Below are 15,500 nucleotides of genomic sequence, written 5' to 3' on the forward strand. Positions count from 1 at the left end.
GGGGGCTGGATGTCATCGTCTTTTAAAAATCAAACCGATAGCCGAGGGCTATTCGGGCGTAATCTAACAGCCGCAATGTAGAGACTTCGATAAAGACATTTGCCTTCCTGAATTTCAACTCCCCGCCCAGCATTAGGTTTAGCCCACGGAACGACTCCCGGCCAGTACCACTGGTATTTTCAATAAATCGGACGCCATATCCTATTCCCAGAAAAGGCGCAATGGGACGGGCTTTAAGGTTAGGTAACCCCATCACTGCATTCAACGAACCACCAATACCATTGCGGCTACCCGTATTATACACCAATTCAGGTACAATTTTGAGGGCTGTTCCCATCAACGCAAACCATGCCTGGGTACCCAATTGCACGCCATTTTGGTGTGCGCCAAGACCCAAACCAGCCAAAACACGGCCTTCCAAAAAATGAACCCTTCTTTTAGGAGGAACGGGCGTTACAACTTCCAATGTATCTGTAACAGCCGTCTTTTCTGTTGCGAATGCTTTGTCCATAGCCACGCCTTTTACCGAGACCGACGGCACAGGTGCAGGATCGGCAGGAGGAGTTCCTTGCTGATGATCCATCCGTAGAATGACCGGTGCTGGGCTTATAATGATTTTCCGTTGTAGGGTATCTCGTTTGGCCAACAAGGTTTGCAAAGAGTCCACTTTCCGCTCCAACTTATGCAATTTGACCAACCATCCAGAATCGGAGGGCGACGTTTTTCCGTCAATCACGGGACGCATGGTAGCAGGTGATTTTCCAAAGCGGATATAAACCTCGCCTTCTTCCAAAACGGGCAACGTGATTACACGTCCCTCTGTACTTTCCCGAATGCCATTTTTCTGTTCCCCCTTTTGAAGCGGTTGACCTTGTGTAGCAACAGGCGTTGTGGCGCGATGCAGCACATCTACGGGTTTGATCGGCGTCAACGGAACCGCATCGTGCATGGCGCGGGTCTCCTGAAGGGCTTTTTGGAGATGTAGGGCAGCCAACGAATCGCCACGGGCCTCGGCGCGGGCAATCGCCACTTCGAGTGAATACATCTTTTCCTCATAGGAAGCACGCAAGGCATTCTTCTCCGCCTGCCACGCCTGTTCCGCCAAGGCACGGTCGGATTCAACCTGGTCTTTCCGCACAACGTTGGGCTTATTGGGCTTTCGGCCAATGATCAGGTTGATTCCGGCATGATACATCCAATTGGTTTGGAGTTGATCTGGTTGATCCAAGCGATCCAAATCCTGATTGCTTGCCAAAAGGACTCTTGCGCCACCATTCAGCTCCACAAACCGCCCAATAGGAATCGTAATCCCACCACCACCCATCACAAAAGGCGTATCGTCAGGCGTCAGACCACTTTTTCCAAGATAATTTTGTCCCACGTCTATCAATCCACCACCCATTGCTAAGTAGGGAGTTATGCCTTGTCCTTCGTTCAGACGAAAGTTCAGTTCACCTCCGTACAAACGCAAGTCGTCCTTTTTCCACGCCTCTTCTTTCATGCTCTGCCAGTAAAATCCCCGTATCCCGATCAAAGGTCCAAAGTTAAGTCCTGCATTTGCACCAGCCAATCGCGTACTCCGGAAAGGGAGGTTATCCGAGAAGTCCAGTTTACCAAAGAACGCATGGGCAGGAACACTCAATCCAGAGAATCCACCAGAAAATTGCCGCATCATCTCGCGGTCCACCTTGGTCAATTGACCCGATTTTCGTCCACCGAGGTACAATGCAAACGAAGCACCTGCACTCCAGTTCGTAAAACTCCGCCGTTCTGTAACAGCCGCATCTATGTCTAACTCCTTTAGGGTCTGTACATCCACAAACGTGGCAATTGGGTTCAGACGAAATGCGGTATTTCGTGCATAAAGGGAGAACGTAAGCCGATCTATGGAGCTTACTGTAAGCCCACCACCAGCATTGAGGTAGATGACAGAACGGCCATCATCGCCAGATGGACGAAACGTCTGAACACCCGCGCCAAGATTTATAAAGGGAAATACCTTTCCGCGCAATAAATTAAAGCGAAGATCGCCGCCCACTTTTCGGTATGATAGTACTTGTGTCCCCAATTCGTTCTTTTGGAAAGTGGCAAGCCCTATCACATTTTCCCAATCTGTTTCCATTTTATTATTCCACAGGTACAAGGCCCGTAGTTCAATAAATTCACCAAAGCCAAATCCTACTTGTCCGCCCAACAAAGGCGCCTTTTGTAGACCCAATTCAGGATGCCAACGGACGTATTCTCCCGAAGGAGACAAGGTGTAGCTCAATCCAGAAACTTGTGCTTGCAAAAGCGCACAACTGGAACCCGCCAAAAGGATGACAAAAAATAAACGTGATGTATAAGAAAAGATTTTGTTCATATGAATGGTGGTTAAGGTGTAAACCAGAGAAAGGTCTGTTTAATTAAAAATAAGACATTTTTCATCTATAAAAAACCATAACGTCATGATTTTGTGTAGTGTTTTCTTTTACAAGAATGAACGTTTTTTCCACACAAACATCAAGGTTTAAACATAGTGTTTATGCGATGTTCGCCAACTTTTTTTGCGATAAATAAAGGCTGCTCTATGGGTAAATTTCAGAAACTGCTTTATCCTATATGCTCATGCTTTAAAATACACGAAGGAGAAGGGGGCATATTAGGCATATTACCACCTTGAGAAAGCTCCTGCGGATATTTCTGGACTGGTAACAAAAAAAATAGTGACCTGCCAGAGACAAAGGCAAGTGACCTATACCGATAGCGAAGAATGAACCCATTGACACGGCGACCGATCTGTACGCACTTCCCCTTTTAAAAGCAGGGTTTAATTCAGAGGCAACACCGACAGTAGTGAACAAAACAGGTTATATCGCCCCGAAACGTACTTTAACGCTTCATACGGATCACCCACGCCCAGTCTGTTGGCGGATTTTGTTGCAAGGTTGGCGGAATTGCAATGACGGTTCCATTAACGGTAATCTTCCACTTTAAGGGTTTGGTATAGCCCAGCAGGAAAAGTTCCGCGTTTTTCGGCGGTGAGAAATGCGCGATCGTAAAGGATGTTGGCATCTTTTCGCCTTCTTTGGCCAAATAAATAGCATATAAGGCATCTTTTTTGGTGGTAAACCGCCATTGATTTTCCACATAAGGGGCAATGGGTTTTGTACCATAGATCGCTTCTTGGTTTACTTGCATCCAACTCCCGATTTGTTGTAGCCGTACATAGGCTTCGTCATGCCAAGTTCCATCCGGCCCTGGCCCAATGTTTAGTAAAAAATTCCCTCCTTTAGCCACAATATCTGCCAATAGGTGTATGAGTTTTCGGGCAGGCTTATAAGTATCATTAGGCACATAAGACCACGACCCCGCCATCGTCATACAGGTTTCCCATGGAAAATCGTGTGGTTCTTCAGGCACTTCTTGTTCGGGCGTGGTATAGTTCTCATACAATCCCGGAACCGAACGATCCACAATGATCAGTCCCGGTTGATGTTTACGTGCCATCGCTGCAATGCGCGGCATATCCACATCTTGCCCAAACGGCACACTCGCTTGCCAAGAAATCGAAGAATCTATACTCGACTGTGGCCGCACCCAACCACCATCTAACCACAAAATATCCATCTTCCCATAGCCCGTCATCAGTTCTTCAATTTGGTTGTAGGTAAAATCCTTGAAGCGCTCCCAGCGCTCGGGATAGCGCTTAATATCGTAGTTAACATGACGGTCTTTGGGTGGAAAATAGGGCCACCAGAAGTTTTCGTTGTGCCAATCTGGTTTCGAAAAATACGCCCCCACCATAAACCCTTTTTGACGAAATGCCGCGAAAATTTCTTTTGACACATCGCTTCGAGGATGGGAAGAAAAGGGCACTTGTGGCGCGGTAATTTTATAATCCGTTTGTTTGGTATCAAACATCGAAAAGCCGTCGTGGTGTTTGGTCGTAAAAACCACATAGCGCATTCCTGCCGCTTTTGCTGCCTCCGCCCATTTTTCTGGATTAAATTTTACTGGGTTAAATTGTGTGGATAAATTTTCGTAAGCCTTTTTATATTCGTACCAATTGGTTGAAAATGGCCCTCGGCGAACGGTCCAGCCCTCGTCTTCGGGGCAGAGGGACCACGATTCCACAATCCCCCATAGGCTATACGTCCCCCAATGCATCAACAGACCAAACTTTAGGTCTTGCCACTCAGTGAGTTTTGCCTGTACCAATGGGTCGTCCGGTGGGGTATAAGATTTAGAATGCTGGGCCGCCGCCAATACAGGCAACAGCATACAGATAAGGAACAGACGTTTCATAAGCGTTTTAGGTTTGTAAACATAAATACATATTTATTAGATGCTGTGCAAACAAGTTTATATAGTTTTTTATGACTCGCGGTACACTCCTTGTCTTGTTGCGTAGCAGAAAGCGCCGATAAGCGGACGAAGGAAGCAAAGTGGATAACCCATACAAAACGAAACGCCTCCCAATCAATCGGACGAGAGTCGCCCTATTCTACACCTCATACACCACGGCTCAATCTATGGGAGCGGTCAATAACGCATCCAACCACCGACGGGCGTGGGTGCAGAGTGTCTCGTAATTCAAGCGGTTGGGTAATTCAGGTACCGGAATCCAGTCTAGGGCTTCAATCTCCTCCTCGGCTTGTGCGACTAACGGGGTATCGGCTGCGGTCATCAAGAACCAATACGTCGTTTTGACATCAAAACAATGCTTGAAGCGGTTCACATAGCCGTGCAAGGTGGATCCAAGCGAGCACACAATACGAAGTGATTGCGCCCCCACTTCTTCGGCCACTTCGCGCAAGGCCGTTTCTTCGTTGGTTTCGCCGCTGTCCTGTTTGCCCTTGGGTAAATCCCAAGCACCCCGCCGGAACATTATCAATACCTCGCGCCCGTGATCCTTATTCCGAACCACATATCCTCCTGCTGCCACCACGTTTCGGGCAGGAAGGTAAGGATGAAGGTTTAGGAAAAGATCTGGTGCAAGAAAGGTGCTACCAAGGCGAACCACTTGTTTCGGTACCACCAATATGGGAGTTGTCACCCGATCTAACACATCAGGATTGTCCAACAGGGGCTGAGAAATGGCTAAACCAGTTTTGCGAATGGTATCTAATTCGCTGTCGGCAATAGGAAAGTAATAATACATCAGTTGTTATACAGTTTTTTTCCAAAATAAAGGAAAAGAAGGGGCTATGCCACCTCTTAACACGATTAATGTTACCCACATTTTTTTCATCATGCCATCCATCGGACTTCTTGAAATCTCGAAATCAGTTGACCAATGTGTTGTTATTTTGTGACTGTATTTCAAAACCATTCCTTTAAGAGATGCACAACACCCCCCCCTTGCTCGCGCCATCCATTTTATCCGCCGATTTCGGAAAGCTCCGTGCGCATTGTCAGGAAGCCATAGAGGCTGGCGCGGACTGGCTACATGTGGATGTGATGGACGGCCATTTTGTGCCCAATATCACTATTGGTCCCTTAATCGTTCGGGCACTCCAGACACTTAAAGGCGAGACGGGGGCATTGTTGGATGTGCATTTGATGATTGAACAACCGGATCGGTACCTCAAAGACTTTGCGGATGCCGGAGCCGATATTCTGACGGTTCATGTCGAGGCCTGCCCACACCTTCATCGTACCATCCACGCCATTAAAGACCTTGGCCTAAAAGCTGGGATCACCCTTAACCCGGCAACCTCCTTGCTCTCTATCGAAGAAATATTGCCTTATGTAGATTTGGTACTCATCATGTCGGTCAATCCGGGCTTCGGTGGTCAGAAATTTATTCCTTCCGCAACCGATAAAATCCGCAGGCTTCGGAATAGCCTCAATGCCCTACACTTAACCCCGTATTTACAAGTGGATGGCGGCGTTACTGCGCAAAATGCCCGCATGTTGATTAATGCTGGAGCGAATGTTTTGGTGGCTGGAAATGCCGTTTTTGGTGGCCCAAACCCTGTTCAAAAAAATGTGGAGTATCTCAAACGGGTAATGAGTGGGGCATAAAGTACACAAATGTACTTGCACAAAAAAAGCCTCCTTTCTCGTAAAAAAGGAGGCAAATCTATACGTCCATCAAACAACTCAAAACGTTCTAAGTACTGCTTCAGGCTTGGCCGGGACCCACTGACGAACAGACTCCGAAGGCTGCGGACGCCCCGGCGCCTGTGCTGCTCCTAAGTTGGTCCCAAATCCAAAATATTCCAACGAAACGGGGAGTTTGCCCGTTGCCCGTAATTCGCCCGCCAACAAGCGCGCCATGGCCTTAGCCGTATGCTTGGCTTGATCATACCCTACAACCAAAGCATCTACATTCCGGAATTCATCCATGATGTAAGGATTTCCAAAGGTAATAACAACCACTTTTTTGCCCGATGCCAGAATTTGACGAGCAAGCGAGGCTTGGTCTGCGTTCAAAGCCACATTCCCACGACGTTCACTCGGTCGTAGGTAAAGGCTCATAATCACCACATCCGATTGGCCTACTTGGTTCATAATGCCCGAAACCGTCGTATTTTTGGCATCGCACAATTTTGAAACCGCCATCACCCGGCATTCCGAAACCGTATGTCCTGCCCCGGAAAGTCCACGCGAAAGGGCACTCATCGCATCTCCAAATCCACTGGTGGTACGCTGGAAAGTAAGTTGCACAAGTGCTACACGAGAATGCTCGGCAAGGGGCAATGTGTTTTCTTCATTTTTCAGCATTGTTACTGCACGATCGGCGATCACTTGGGCCAACTCTGGGCCTTCAGACCCTATTTCCATGGCAATGGTACCCGCCATATAACCCGTGTCAGATGTTAATGCACGTGGGATCTCAATCCGTTCTTTGGCACGTAAAATCCGGCGAACGGATTCATCTATCCGGTCTTCCGTGAGACGCCCAGAGGAAACCGCCGTCCGCAATGCCTCGATCGCCCTCCGTGGGTTCGTAGGTAACAACACAATATCCGCCCCTGCTTCAATCGGCCGGACAATGGTTTCATCAAAAGAGTAGTGTTTTGTAATCGCACCCATATTGATGCCATCGGTGATAATTAACCCATCATAGCCCATTTCATCCCGCAAAATCCCCTGAAGCATTGTTTTACTGAAAGTGGCTGGCGCACCCGAAGGATCAAGCCCCGGCACAGCTAAGTGGCCCGTCATCACAAACGAAGGAGGGGTCTTCGACCGCAAAATCTGGTGATAGGGCCGCAATTCAGTACGGTTCAACTCCGAACGATTGCCTGGAACCGTTGTTTGATCGGAATGGGTATCGGTCGCCGTATTGCCATGACCAGGAAAATGTTTCAGGGTGGTCAATAGTCCACCACGTTCTGCCCCCCGTACAAATGCTTCCGACATATCCGCTACCAATTGCGGGTCTTCTCCATAAGACCGAATATTGATAATCGGGTTTTGAGGATTGTTGTTTACATCCGCAACTGGAGCAAAAACCACATTTACCCCCAAGGCACGGCTCTCCTTGGCTACGACACGTCCGGAAAGCTCGGCCAGTCGTGGATCGCGGGTGGCCCCAATTGCCATACTGGAAGGTAGTTCTGTTAACACATTGCCGTTATGGCCTGCCCCCCGCTCATAATCCGCTGCAAAAAAAAGTGGGATGGCGCTGCTGTTTTGTAAACGTGCAATTGAACGCCGGAGTTGGTCTGGATTCATTTTCTTCTGAATCCAAAAGCCCCCAATGTGTAATTCCTGAACCGCCTGATCCGGCGTCTTTAATCCGCCCGGAAGCGCTGCAACATTATAATCAATAAGCAACAACTGACCTAACTTCTCAGAAAGGGTCATTTCACGAAGACGGGCTTCCAGACGGGCGGCTGCGTCTCGATGGGCGGTCCGACGAGGCATGACATTTGCAAAAGCCTCATTGAAACCGATAAGTACTAAAAGAACAAGAAAAACAGAACGAGGGCAGGTGCGCTCCATGGCAGGCTCCGGCTTGGTAGGTTATAAAAAATTTGCCGACTTTGCAGACAACCGGGGGTATTTTCTTCGATGAAGGACATACGCAAAAAGTTGTACCGTCGGTCACCAAGCCGACATCCTGCAAAACGAATACCTGAGGGGGAGGAATGGGGGAACATTAATTTACAACAAGGTAGCACCCCACTAAAATACAAAAATATTGCCAGAAACTTAAAAAAATAAACATGGAAGCTTTTTTTTAACATATTGACAAAAATCCACACTGTCTTCAACTTAATACAAGGTGTTGGGTTTTCTGAACAGACGAATTGTTCAAAAAAACGCAATCACGGATGCCTCGCGGCTTTCATCCGACTTCCCCCACATATTACCTTTGGTCTTGAAATGAATTTTTGCCCCCTTAGTGGCGATACAATTAAGACACAATACAATGGAACACAAAATTTGGTTTAATGGGGAACTCATTCCCTATGAAAAGGCGACTGTTCATGTACTGTCTCATGCCTTGCATTATGGCTCCTCCGTTTTTGAAGGAATCCGCTGCTATCGCACCGAGAAAGGTTCGGCCATTTTCCGATTAGAAGAGCATATGCGCCGTTTGGTGGACTCCGCACGGATTTATCGCATGGAAATACCGTATTCACAGGATGAACTTTGCGCAGCCGCTATCCAAACCATACAAGAAGCAAAGCTCTCGGCGTGTTATATCCGCCCACTGGTCTGGCGTGGTATGGGTTCACTAGGCGTAAACCCCCTCAAGAACACAGTAGAATCCATGATTGCTGTGTGGGAGTGGGGGGCTTACCTTGGCCCCGAGGCATTAGAAAACGGTGTGGATGTACAGGTAGCAAACTGGAACCGAATGGCGCCGAATACTTTCCCAGCACTTGCCAAAGCTGGTGGTAACTACCTGAATGCCCAATTGGTAAAAATGGATGCGGTCTTGAAAGGCTTTGACGAAGGCATTATGCTAAATGTGAACGGCTATGTAGCCGAAGGCAGTGGAGAAAACCTGTTTATTATCCGAGACGGGGTTCTTTATACCGCCCCAACAGGTCTTTCTATTTTGCCCGGTATCACCCGCGACTCCATTATTACCATCGTGAAGGAGATGGGCATGAAGGTGGTAGAAGGTCAAATCCCTCGCGAAGCCCTCTACATTGCAGATGAACTATTCTTTACAGGTACAGCCGCCGAAATCACCCCCATCCGATCGGTGGACCATTACAAAATCGGTTCCGGTAAACGTGGCCCACTAACCGCCGCGATTCAGGATAAATTCTTTGATGTTGTGGTACGTGGAGAAGACCCTTATGGTTGGCTTACGCCAGTTCCAGGGGTATAAACTTCTTTTCAGATACGAATGATTAGACGTGGGATTGTATTAATAATGCAATCCCACGTATGGTTTTTGACAAAATGAGGCGTAGATTGGGTATGTCCTTTATCTGATTTATTTTTTGTGCCAACCCACGTCACATGCAAAATCGTCAACTGTTAACCATTTTTCTAATCCTTTTTGTGGATGTCTTGGGCTATGGCCTGATTCTACCTTTGCTTCCCTACTACGCCAAGACGTATGGTGCTGGCGAAGTGGTGATTGGCCTGATGGTGGCTTCTTATGCCCTACTACAATTTGTGGGTGCTCCTCTTTTGGGTAGATGGTCAGATGTTCGGGGGCGTAGGCCCATTTTACTCACCAGCGTGGCAGGAACGGCACTGGGGTTTATCATTTTAGCATTAGCAGAACCCATCGGTTTTTTTGTTTTGGGAGATGAAAACACCGCTGGAGCACACAAGCTGATTTTGATTTTGCTCTTCCTTAGTCGGATGTTAGACGGACTGACAGGGGGCAATATCTCGGTGGCACAAGCCTATATAACCGACGTGACGGACGAGCAAAACCGCGCACGAGGCTTGGGTTTGATGGGGGCTGCTTTTGGCTTAGGTTTCATTCTTGGTCCAGCAGCCGGCGGCTTTTTGAGTCAATGGGGATACACTGTCCCCGCTTGGGTCGCTTTTTCGGTTTCGGGATTTAACCTGATGATGGTCTATCTTTTCTTGCCAGAATCCTTAACCAATGAAAAACGAGCAGCCATTCTAAAGGCACCTCGCCCTAAATTGGGATTTGGAACCATGTGGCACACCTTAATAAGGCCAAAAGTGGGGCCTTTGTTTCGGCTAAAAATCTGGACGACCCTTGCAGCAGGAATCTTTCCGGCTGTTTTTTCCTTGTACGCTTCTGGCACACCCCTCTCACTTTCCGCACAACATGCAGGCTATGTTTTAACTTACGTCGGCTTTTCTACAGCCATTATGCAGGGTGGTATGATTGGATTTCTCTCGAAACGCTATCCTGAACAGCAGTTATTACTGTATGGTACGCTTTTTTTGATTTTAGGACTTTTTGGTTGGGCGTTTACCACCACTATTCCAATTTTGTTGGTGGCCATTACCTGCTTTGCCATTGGGATGGGGCTGACCGGTACGATGATCAACTCGCTCATCACAAAATCGGTTGATTCACACGAAATAGGACAAATTTTGGGCATCGGCGCTTCATATGATAGCCTTACCCGAATCCTTGCTCCGATTTTAGGTGGGGTTCTTTTGGCCCAAGTTGGGGGTATTGGGCCAGGCTTATTTGGAGGGTTTATCATGATTGGTGCTCTTTTATACATCCTCCGAATCCGGGCATCATTAGGCCCTCTGCCCCAAAAAATGACCCAATCTGAACCATAAAGAAAGCCACATCCCTCTATGGAACATGGCTTCATTACAACTACTTTGCAAAACCTTAATTAGTTTCTGCATCATCATTTTTCCCTTCCAGCAAATCATCCGACTGGTTTGGTACAATTTCCAAGGTTACATCCGATACCAAAGCAGCCAAAGCACCAATTGCAGCAAGGATCGGAGCAAATGCAACGGCAATCAATGTGCCTCCTACTCCATACGAAAGCGGTACTTCCATGAGCACTTTACCTTCCCGCTTGATGATGATCTTGCGCGTATTGCCCTCTTCAATGAGTTCTTTTACTTTTGAGACCAGTTCATTGCCTTTAATTTCTAATTGTTTGATGCGTTCTTTTGCGTGTGACATATTGGTATAAGTTTTGGTTTTGAATAACAATGTACCCTACGTCCCTATATCCCCAGAAGATGCAATCAGGAATATCAAGATCCAAAGAAGTGTTAAAACACCAACGTCTGAACGACTGTTACCAAATGGACTTTTTTTCAACTATTGCCGCTGGCTAGCACCGAAAGTGGTGTGCATTTGGAACAGCATCGCCCAAAAACAGATCTACACCAAATCCGCAAGAGAAGAAAAAGAAGGCAATTGCCTTTCGGGATCGGGTTCAATTTCTGGTAGCAAGGAAGGTGGATTCGCTAAATGGTCTCCCTGGCTAATAGGCTGCATGGTTATCACGGCCTGACCAGCCGCATTGGCACTTAATTTCCCGATAAACAAGACCTCTTTTGGATTGGACGCTTCATGAGGCAGAATAGGTTTCTTTGTCGAAAGGCTATCTCCCCAATGACGTTCCGGGATCCGAGGCCATTCCTCGGCAACGGCTTGTGGAATAGGCATCGGCTTCCCGCCAAATACTGGTACGGGCAACCAATCATCAGTCATGGTATCCGGTTCTTCATCCATCTCAAACACCCAATGTTGCACCTCTGTATCCGGTTCTGCTTCAGGAACCGAGGGCAATGTCTTTTCCGGTGTAACGGATAAGGTAAAATGTTCGGAAAGGCTATTAGGCTCTGGCTCCAACGATACTTCCGCCGTCGGCAGGGTAAGCAAAACATCCAATGGAATGAAGAGATTGGGTACTTCTTCTGGCTGGGGCGTTGCTACGGGTACTTTCTTTTCCGCAGACACCACCCGCAGTTGACGATGCTCAGGCTTGGAGCGACGGGTTGGAACAGAAATTTTTGTCTTCCCAATGTGTTGTAAATGAAGCACTTCTACTTCCTTTTTATCTTCAAGTTGATCTATTGGGGAAGACCAATCCGGCAATAGATTGGGGACTGTTTGCAAGACATCCATTGCAAAACTCGTCATGCCCTTCTGAAGCAAGGGGAACGAACGATAGAGCCGGATGCGGTTATAAATCCCCCACACTTCAAACCCCAATGCCAAAACCAGCACCAGCACCGAGGCCGCAAACCAACCTGCATAGTTTTGCCAGATCAGATCAGGAATCCGGGCAGGAGTCCGGTACATGATCCAAACCATACTTGCCCAAAATGCCAGAGAAAGATTGATCCACGGAAGACACAACTGCCCCAGCGTCTGATCGAAGTGTTCTGTGGGTAAAAGTGGATGAGGCGTTTTCCGGCGCTGAAGCCTCCACCATTTGTCAGGTGACTTGGTTGCGGCAGAATTATCCGGTAGATACCGCTGAAGTTCTGCCCGAAGAAACTGAAAGGTATAACTGGGTGACCATAAGTGTTCGGGATTGCCAAGCGTTTGCCAGAGTCCGTCTTCGGCCTGATGGTGGTGCAAAAATCGTTGCTCTAAACGGATATAGCGGTTTAAATAAACCAATTTCCGATAGGTAAAGCTGCCATACATCAGGTAGGAGGAAAGCACCAACAAAAAATAAATGGCCGACTGCCGCAGCGGAGGAGTCGGGAGGTCGGCAGACATATAAAGAAAAATGGGCGCAGTCCCGACGGCAAACATGCCTCCTACCCAAAGCGCCCGTTTGATTCTAACGAGGTTCTGCTCTATTTCTTGAAAAGCATCAAGCGCTATTTGTAAATTGGTTTTCAAACGGCAGTAGATTGATGAGTGACTTTGGGGTTTGATTAGACCAGCAGCAATTGTCGTTCCAAAAACCAATATTCTGGCCATAAACACTTCAACCCATTTACCAAACAAACCGATAATAACCAATAAATACTTTAAAAACAGTAACTTATATTTTAAAAAAATAATCGCCAATTTTCCCCAACGCCTTCTATTTTCACCCACAGCCTCGTTTTTACAATATGATACCGATTTTACTGACCGATACCGTCACACCAGATCCCGAACGTGCCCTCTATTACACCATGCTCTGGGGGCTTGAAGGGGTAATGCTCAGAACAGTAGAAAAGGGGCGAGTACCTCATCTTAACCTTCCTCGACTCCGGCACCACCTCGAAGAAGCCGAAATGCCAGTTATGGCTGTTTCACCCGGTCTTTTTGAATCGTCTGTTTTTCATACTCAACAATGGATGAACGATCTCTTTTTATTAGATGAGGTATTGACGTTTACCCAAAAGATGAACTGTCCTCTGATTGAGGTATCTGCCTTTACCGCGCCAGAAACCCCACAAGAACGTTTATCGGCGATAGAAAAGGCTGTTCAGGTGCTACAAAAGGCGGGAGACCGAGCAGCAAAGGCCAATACCACCTTGGCCGTTCTAAACGAACAAGGAGGAATAGCGGGCACATCAGCAGAACTTGCCGAATTACTTTCTCGCGTCAATCATCCCCATGTTCGGGGCGCTTGGAATCCATACACCGCCATACGCCTAGGCGAGGACATAAAAACGGCTACCCAGAATCTGGCAGGTAGGACCGAACTGGTGCGACTGCGCGACGGCATTGGCCAATCTTCCGGATGGAAAGAGAAGGTCTTGGGAACAGGAGACCTGAATCTGTCCGAAATGTTGGACATTCTTTACAAAGCTGGATTTCGTGGTTTACTGGTGCAAGAAGTATTTACAGAACCCAAAGGACCAACCGGACTTCATTCTGCCACAGCTCTGATCCACATGATCCGCGCAATAACCCAAAAGAAGGCCTTATAAGCCTTTTACGAACGGATTGGTACTCATTTCGGCACCTATGGTGGTCTCTCGTCCATGTCCGCAATAAACCACAGTTTCCAAAGGCAACGTATAGAGTTGGGTTCGGATGCTGTTGGTTAATACCTGCATCGAGCCTTTCCATAAATCTGTACGCCCAACAGAACCAGCAAAGAGGACATCCCCCGCCACCACAAATCCGTTTTTATCGTCCCAAAAACAGATGGAGCCAGGGGAGTGCCCTGGTGTATGGCGGATTTGCCAAGTGGTAGTTCCGAGTTGGATGGTGTCTGACGGGGTCAAAAAGCGAAACGGTGGATCGGGGACGGCAATCCGCATCTCGTACTTTTGTGCAATTCGTTCTGCTTCGGTGATCATCGGCAGGTCTTCGACGTGCATCTCATAACCCATCTCAAAATGATCGCAGAAGAACTTGAGATCCAGAATATGGTCAATGTGGCCGTGTGTAAGTAAGATGTGCCGGATTTCGAGCGTATTGCCTTTGATGTAATCTAAAACACGGCGACGCTCGGTAGTGGTGGCGCAACCCGGATCTATCAAAACGGCATCGGTTCCTTCATGGATGACAAAGGTGTTTTCTTGGAATGGGCCTGTTACAAAGCGTTGAAGGTGCATGAGGTGGGAATCAAAATGGATTTCAGAAAAACGAAGAGAAATTAGGGCTTTTCAAGGACGTTCTTTAATAGCCTTCTTCAAGTCTTCATTCAAAGATTTTGCACGACATACGCCTTTTGATTGTGCGGATGCAAATGGGTTTTTCACCACACAAAGGGGCATCCTCATAGAAACTTTGCCCACGGATAATTGCTTTACACGTCTGCCACCCCTTACGATCAGTACTTTCTCATACTTCCATTGGGTGGATTATGGGTGTCTTTCACCTCACAGCATTTACACCCAACTGTCGTCGAACCCGCCTTTGCCCCACAACATGCATCTTTACCATCTCCGCAAGCAATTGTGCAGTTACTCCCTGCTGTTCCGTACCCACAACTTACCGCATCCTCGCCTCCGGCAAGACACGGAACCCGATCCGGATCCGTTGCACTACTTCCGCAGTAAGGCTCGCGCTGGGCTTTGTCGGCAGACCAAGTGATACACGGAGCAAATTGTCTAAAAAGTGCTGTTTCTGTTTTAGACAATTTGAGGGCGTCCGATACCATTAAGCCTTGGTATTCAGCCAAACCATACCCTTCGTAAGTCACAACTTTACGTTGTTGATTATTGGACAAACCAAGGAGAGCAAATAATTGCTGTTTTTCGCTTTTTTTGAGTTCTTTTCGCTCTACATTAAAGTACATCACCTGTGTAGTTTCTAAATTGATAAAAACGACCCCACCCAATGGCAGTTTCTGATGTACGTCATAATGATAATAGGCGCGGACTTTTTTCCAATCTATCGAAAGTGGTTTAGACAGCCCCTTTTCCATTTGCAGCGTATAAGCCTTGGGGGTGGGATCGGTATTGAGATTTTCCACACCATCCGGCGTAAGAATGCCCACCAAGTCCATTGCTTCCTGATCGCCCACACTTTTGATGACCAATGAGCCAGAAACCACCTTCCAAGTATGGTCTAATTTAGCAAGCGGCGGCAATCGTAATGGTTCCCGAACAATGCCCAAGTCACAGCCAACTAAAGAAACCAACAGCATGATAAACAACCAAAGATACATCTTTTTCATAACGAACTCCTGTTTTGTTTTAAAGTGATTCCCTTTTAGAAATTGAATTGA

Annotated in this window: 12 protein-coding genes; 4 read left to right on the forward strand and 8 right to left on the reverse strand. The window is 47.4% G+C overall.

Features of this window, described 5'->3' with window-relative positions:
* Window positions 1–22 precede the first annotated feature (22 nt).
* The 3 genes from JNN12_15740 to JNN12_15750 form a co-directional block, all read right to left on the reverse strand.
* Entirely contained in the window at window positions 23–2,362 is a 2,340-nt protein-coding gene (locus JNN12_15740; protein ID MBL7979788.1) for a hypothetical protein, read from the reverse strand.
* A 509-nt stretch (window positions 2,363–2,871) separates the two neighbouring features.
* Entirely contained in the window at window positions 2,872–4,287 is a 1,416-nt protein-coding gene (locus JNN12_15745; protein MBL7979789.1) for an alpha-L-fucosidase, read from the reverse strand.
* A gap of 220 nt (window positions 4,288–4,507) precedes the next feature.
* Window positions 4,508–5,143, reverse strand: coding sequence for an NUDIX hydrolase (locus JNN12_15750; GenBank protein MBL7979790.1), 636 nt, complete (start codon window positions 5,141–5,143; stop codon window positions 4,508–4,510).
* A 182-nt stretch (window positions 5,144–5,325) separates the two neighbouring features.
* On the opposite strand from JNN12_15750, the gene JNN12_15755 reads away from it, so the two are divergent.
* Window positions 5,326–6,009 carry a ribulose-phosphate 3-epimerase gene (locus JNN12_15755; GenBank protein ID MBL7979791.1) on the forward strand — a complete coding sequence of 228 codons (684 nt, stop codon included), beginning with the start codon at window positions 5,326–5,328 and terminating at the stop codon, window positions 6,007–6,009.
* A 78-nt stretch (window positions 6,010–6,087) separates the two neighbouring features.
* On the opposite strand, the gene JNN12_15760 is transcribed toward JNN12_15755, so the two are convergent.
* On the reverse strand, window positions 6,088–7,860 hold the full coding sequence (locus JNN12_15760) for a glycoside hydrolase family 3 C-terminal domain-containing protein (protein MBL7979792.1): 1,773 nt from the start codon (window positions 7,858–7,860) through the stop codon (window positions 6,088–6,090).
* Window positions 7,861–8,368: 508 nt separating this feature from the next.
* Between JNN12_15760 and JNN12_15765 the strand changes: the two genes are divergently transcribed.
* Both JNN12_15765 and JNN12_15770 read left to right on the forward strand, forming a co-directional pair.
* Window positions 8,369–9,283, forward strand: coding sequence for a branched-chain amino acid transaminase (locus JNN12_15765; GenBank protein ID MBL7979793.1), 915 nt, complete (start codon window positions 8,369–8,371; stop codon window positions 9,281–9,283).
* 134 nt (window positions 9,284–9,417) lie between these two features.
* Window positions 9,418–10,680, forward strand: coding sequence for an MFS transporter (locus tag JNN12_15770; GenBank protein ID MBL7979794.1), 1,263 nt, complete (start codon window positions 9,418–9,420; stop codon window positions 10,678–10,680).
* A 55-nt stretch (window positions 10,681–10,735) separates the two neighbouring features.
* Here JNN12_15770 and JNN12_15775 read toward each other — a convergent pair whose 3' ends face one another.
* Window positions 10,736–11,041, reverse strand: coding sequence for a DUF4342 domain-containing protein (locus JNN12_15775; GenBank protein ID MBL7979795.1), 306 nt, complete (start codon window positions 11,039–11,041; stop codon window positions 10,736–10,738).
* 204 nt (window positions 11,042–11,245) lie between these two features.
* The gene (locus JNN12_15780; GenBank protein ID MBL7979796.1) at window positions 11,246–12,724 is read right to left on the reverse strand and encodes a hypothetical protein; all 1,479 of its coding nucleotides are present in this window, start codon (window positions 12,722–12,724) and stop codon (window positions 11,246–11,248) included.
* Window positions 12,725–12,942: 218 nt separating this feature from the next.
* On the opposite strand from JNN12_15780, the gene JNN12_15785 reads away from it, so the two are divergent.
* Window positions 12,943–13,749 (forward strand): sugar phosphate isomerase/epimerase, encoded by an 807-nt coding sequence (locus tag JNN12_15785; protein ID MBL7979797.1) that lies wholly within the window; start codon window positions 12,943–12,945, stop codon window positions 13,747–13,749.
* Here JNN12_15785 and JNN12_15790 read toward each other — a convergent pair.
* Both JNN12_15790 and JNN12_15795 read right to left on the reverse strand, forming a co-directional pair.
* A complete protein-coding gene (locus JNN12_15790) occupies window positions 13,744–14,382 on the reverse strand; it encodes an MBL fold metallo-hydrolase (protein ID MBL7979798.1) in 639 nt (212 codons plus the stop codon). The genes JNN12_15785 and JNN12_15790 overlap by 6 nt on opposite strands.
* Window positions 14,383–14,600: 218 nt before the next feature.
* Window positions 14,601–15,449, reverse strand: coding sequence for a hypothetical protein (locus JNN12_15795; protein MBL7979799.1), 849 nt, complete (start codon window positions 15,447–15,449; stop codon window positions 14,601–14,603).
* Between the last annotated feature and the right edge of the window lie 51 nt (window positions 15,450–15,500).

This window comes from Bacteroidetes Order II. bacterium, assembly GCA_016788705.1.
Classification (GTDB): domain Bacteria; phylum Bacteroidota; class Rhodothermia; order Rhodothermales; family UBA2364; genus UBA2364.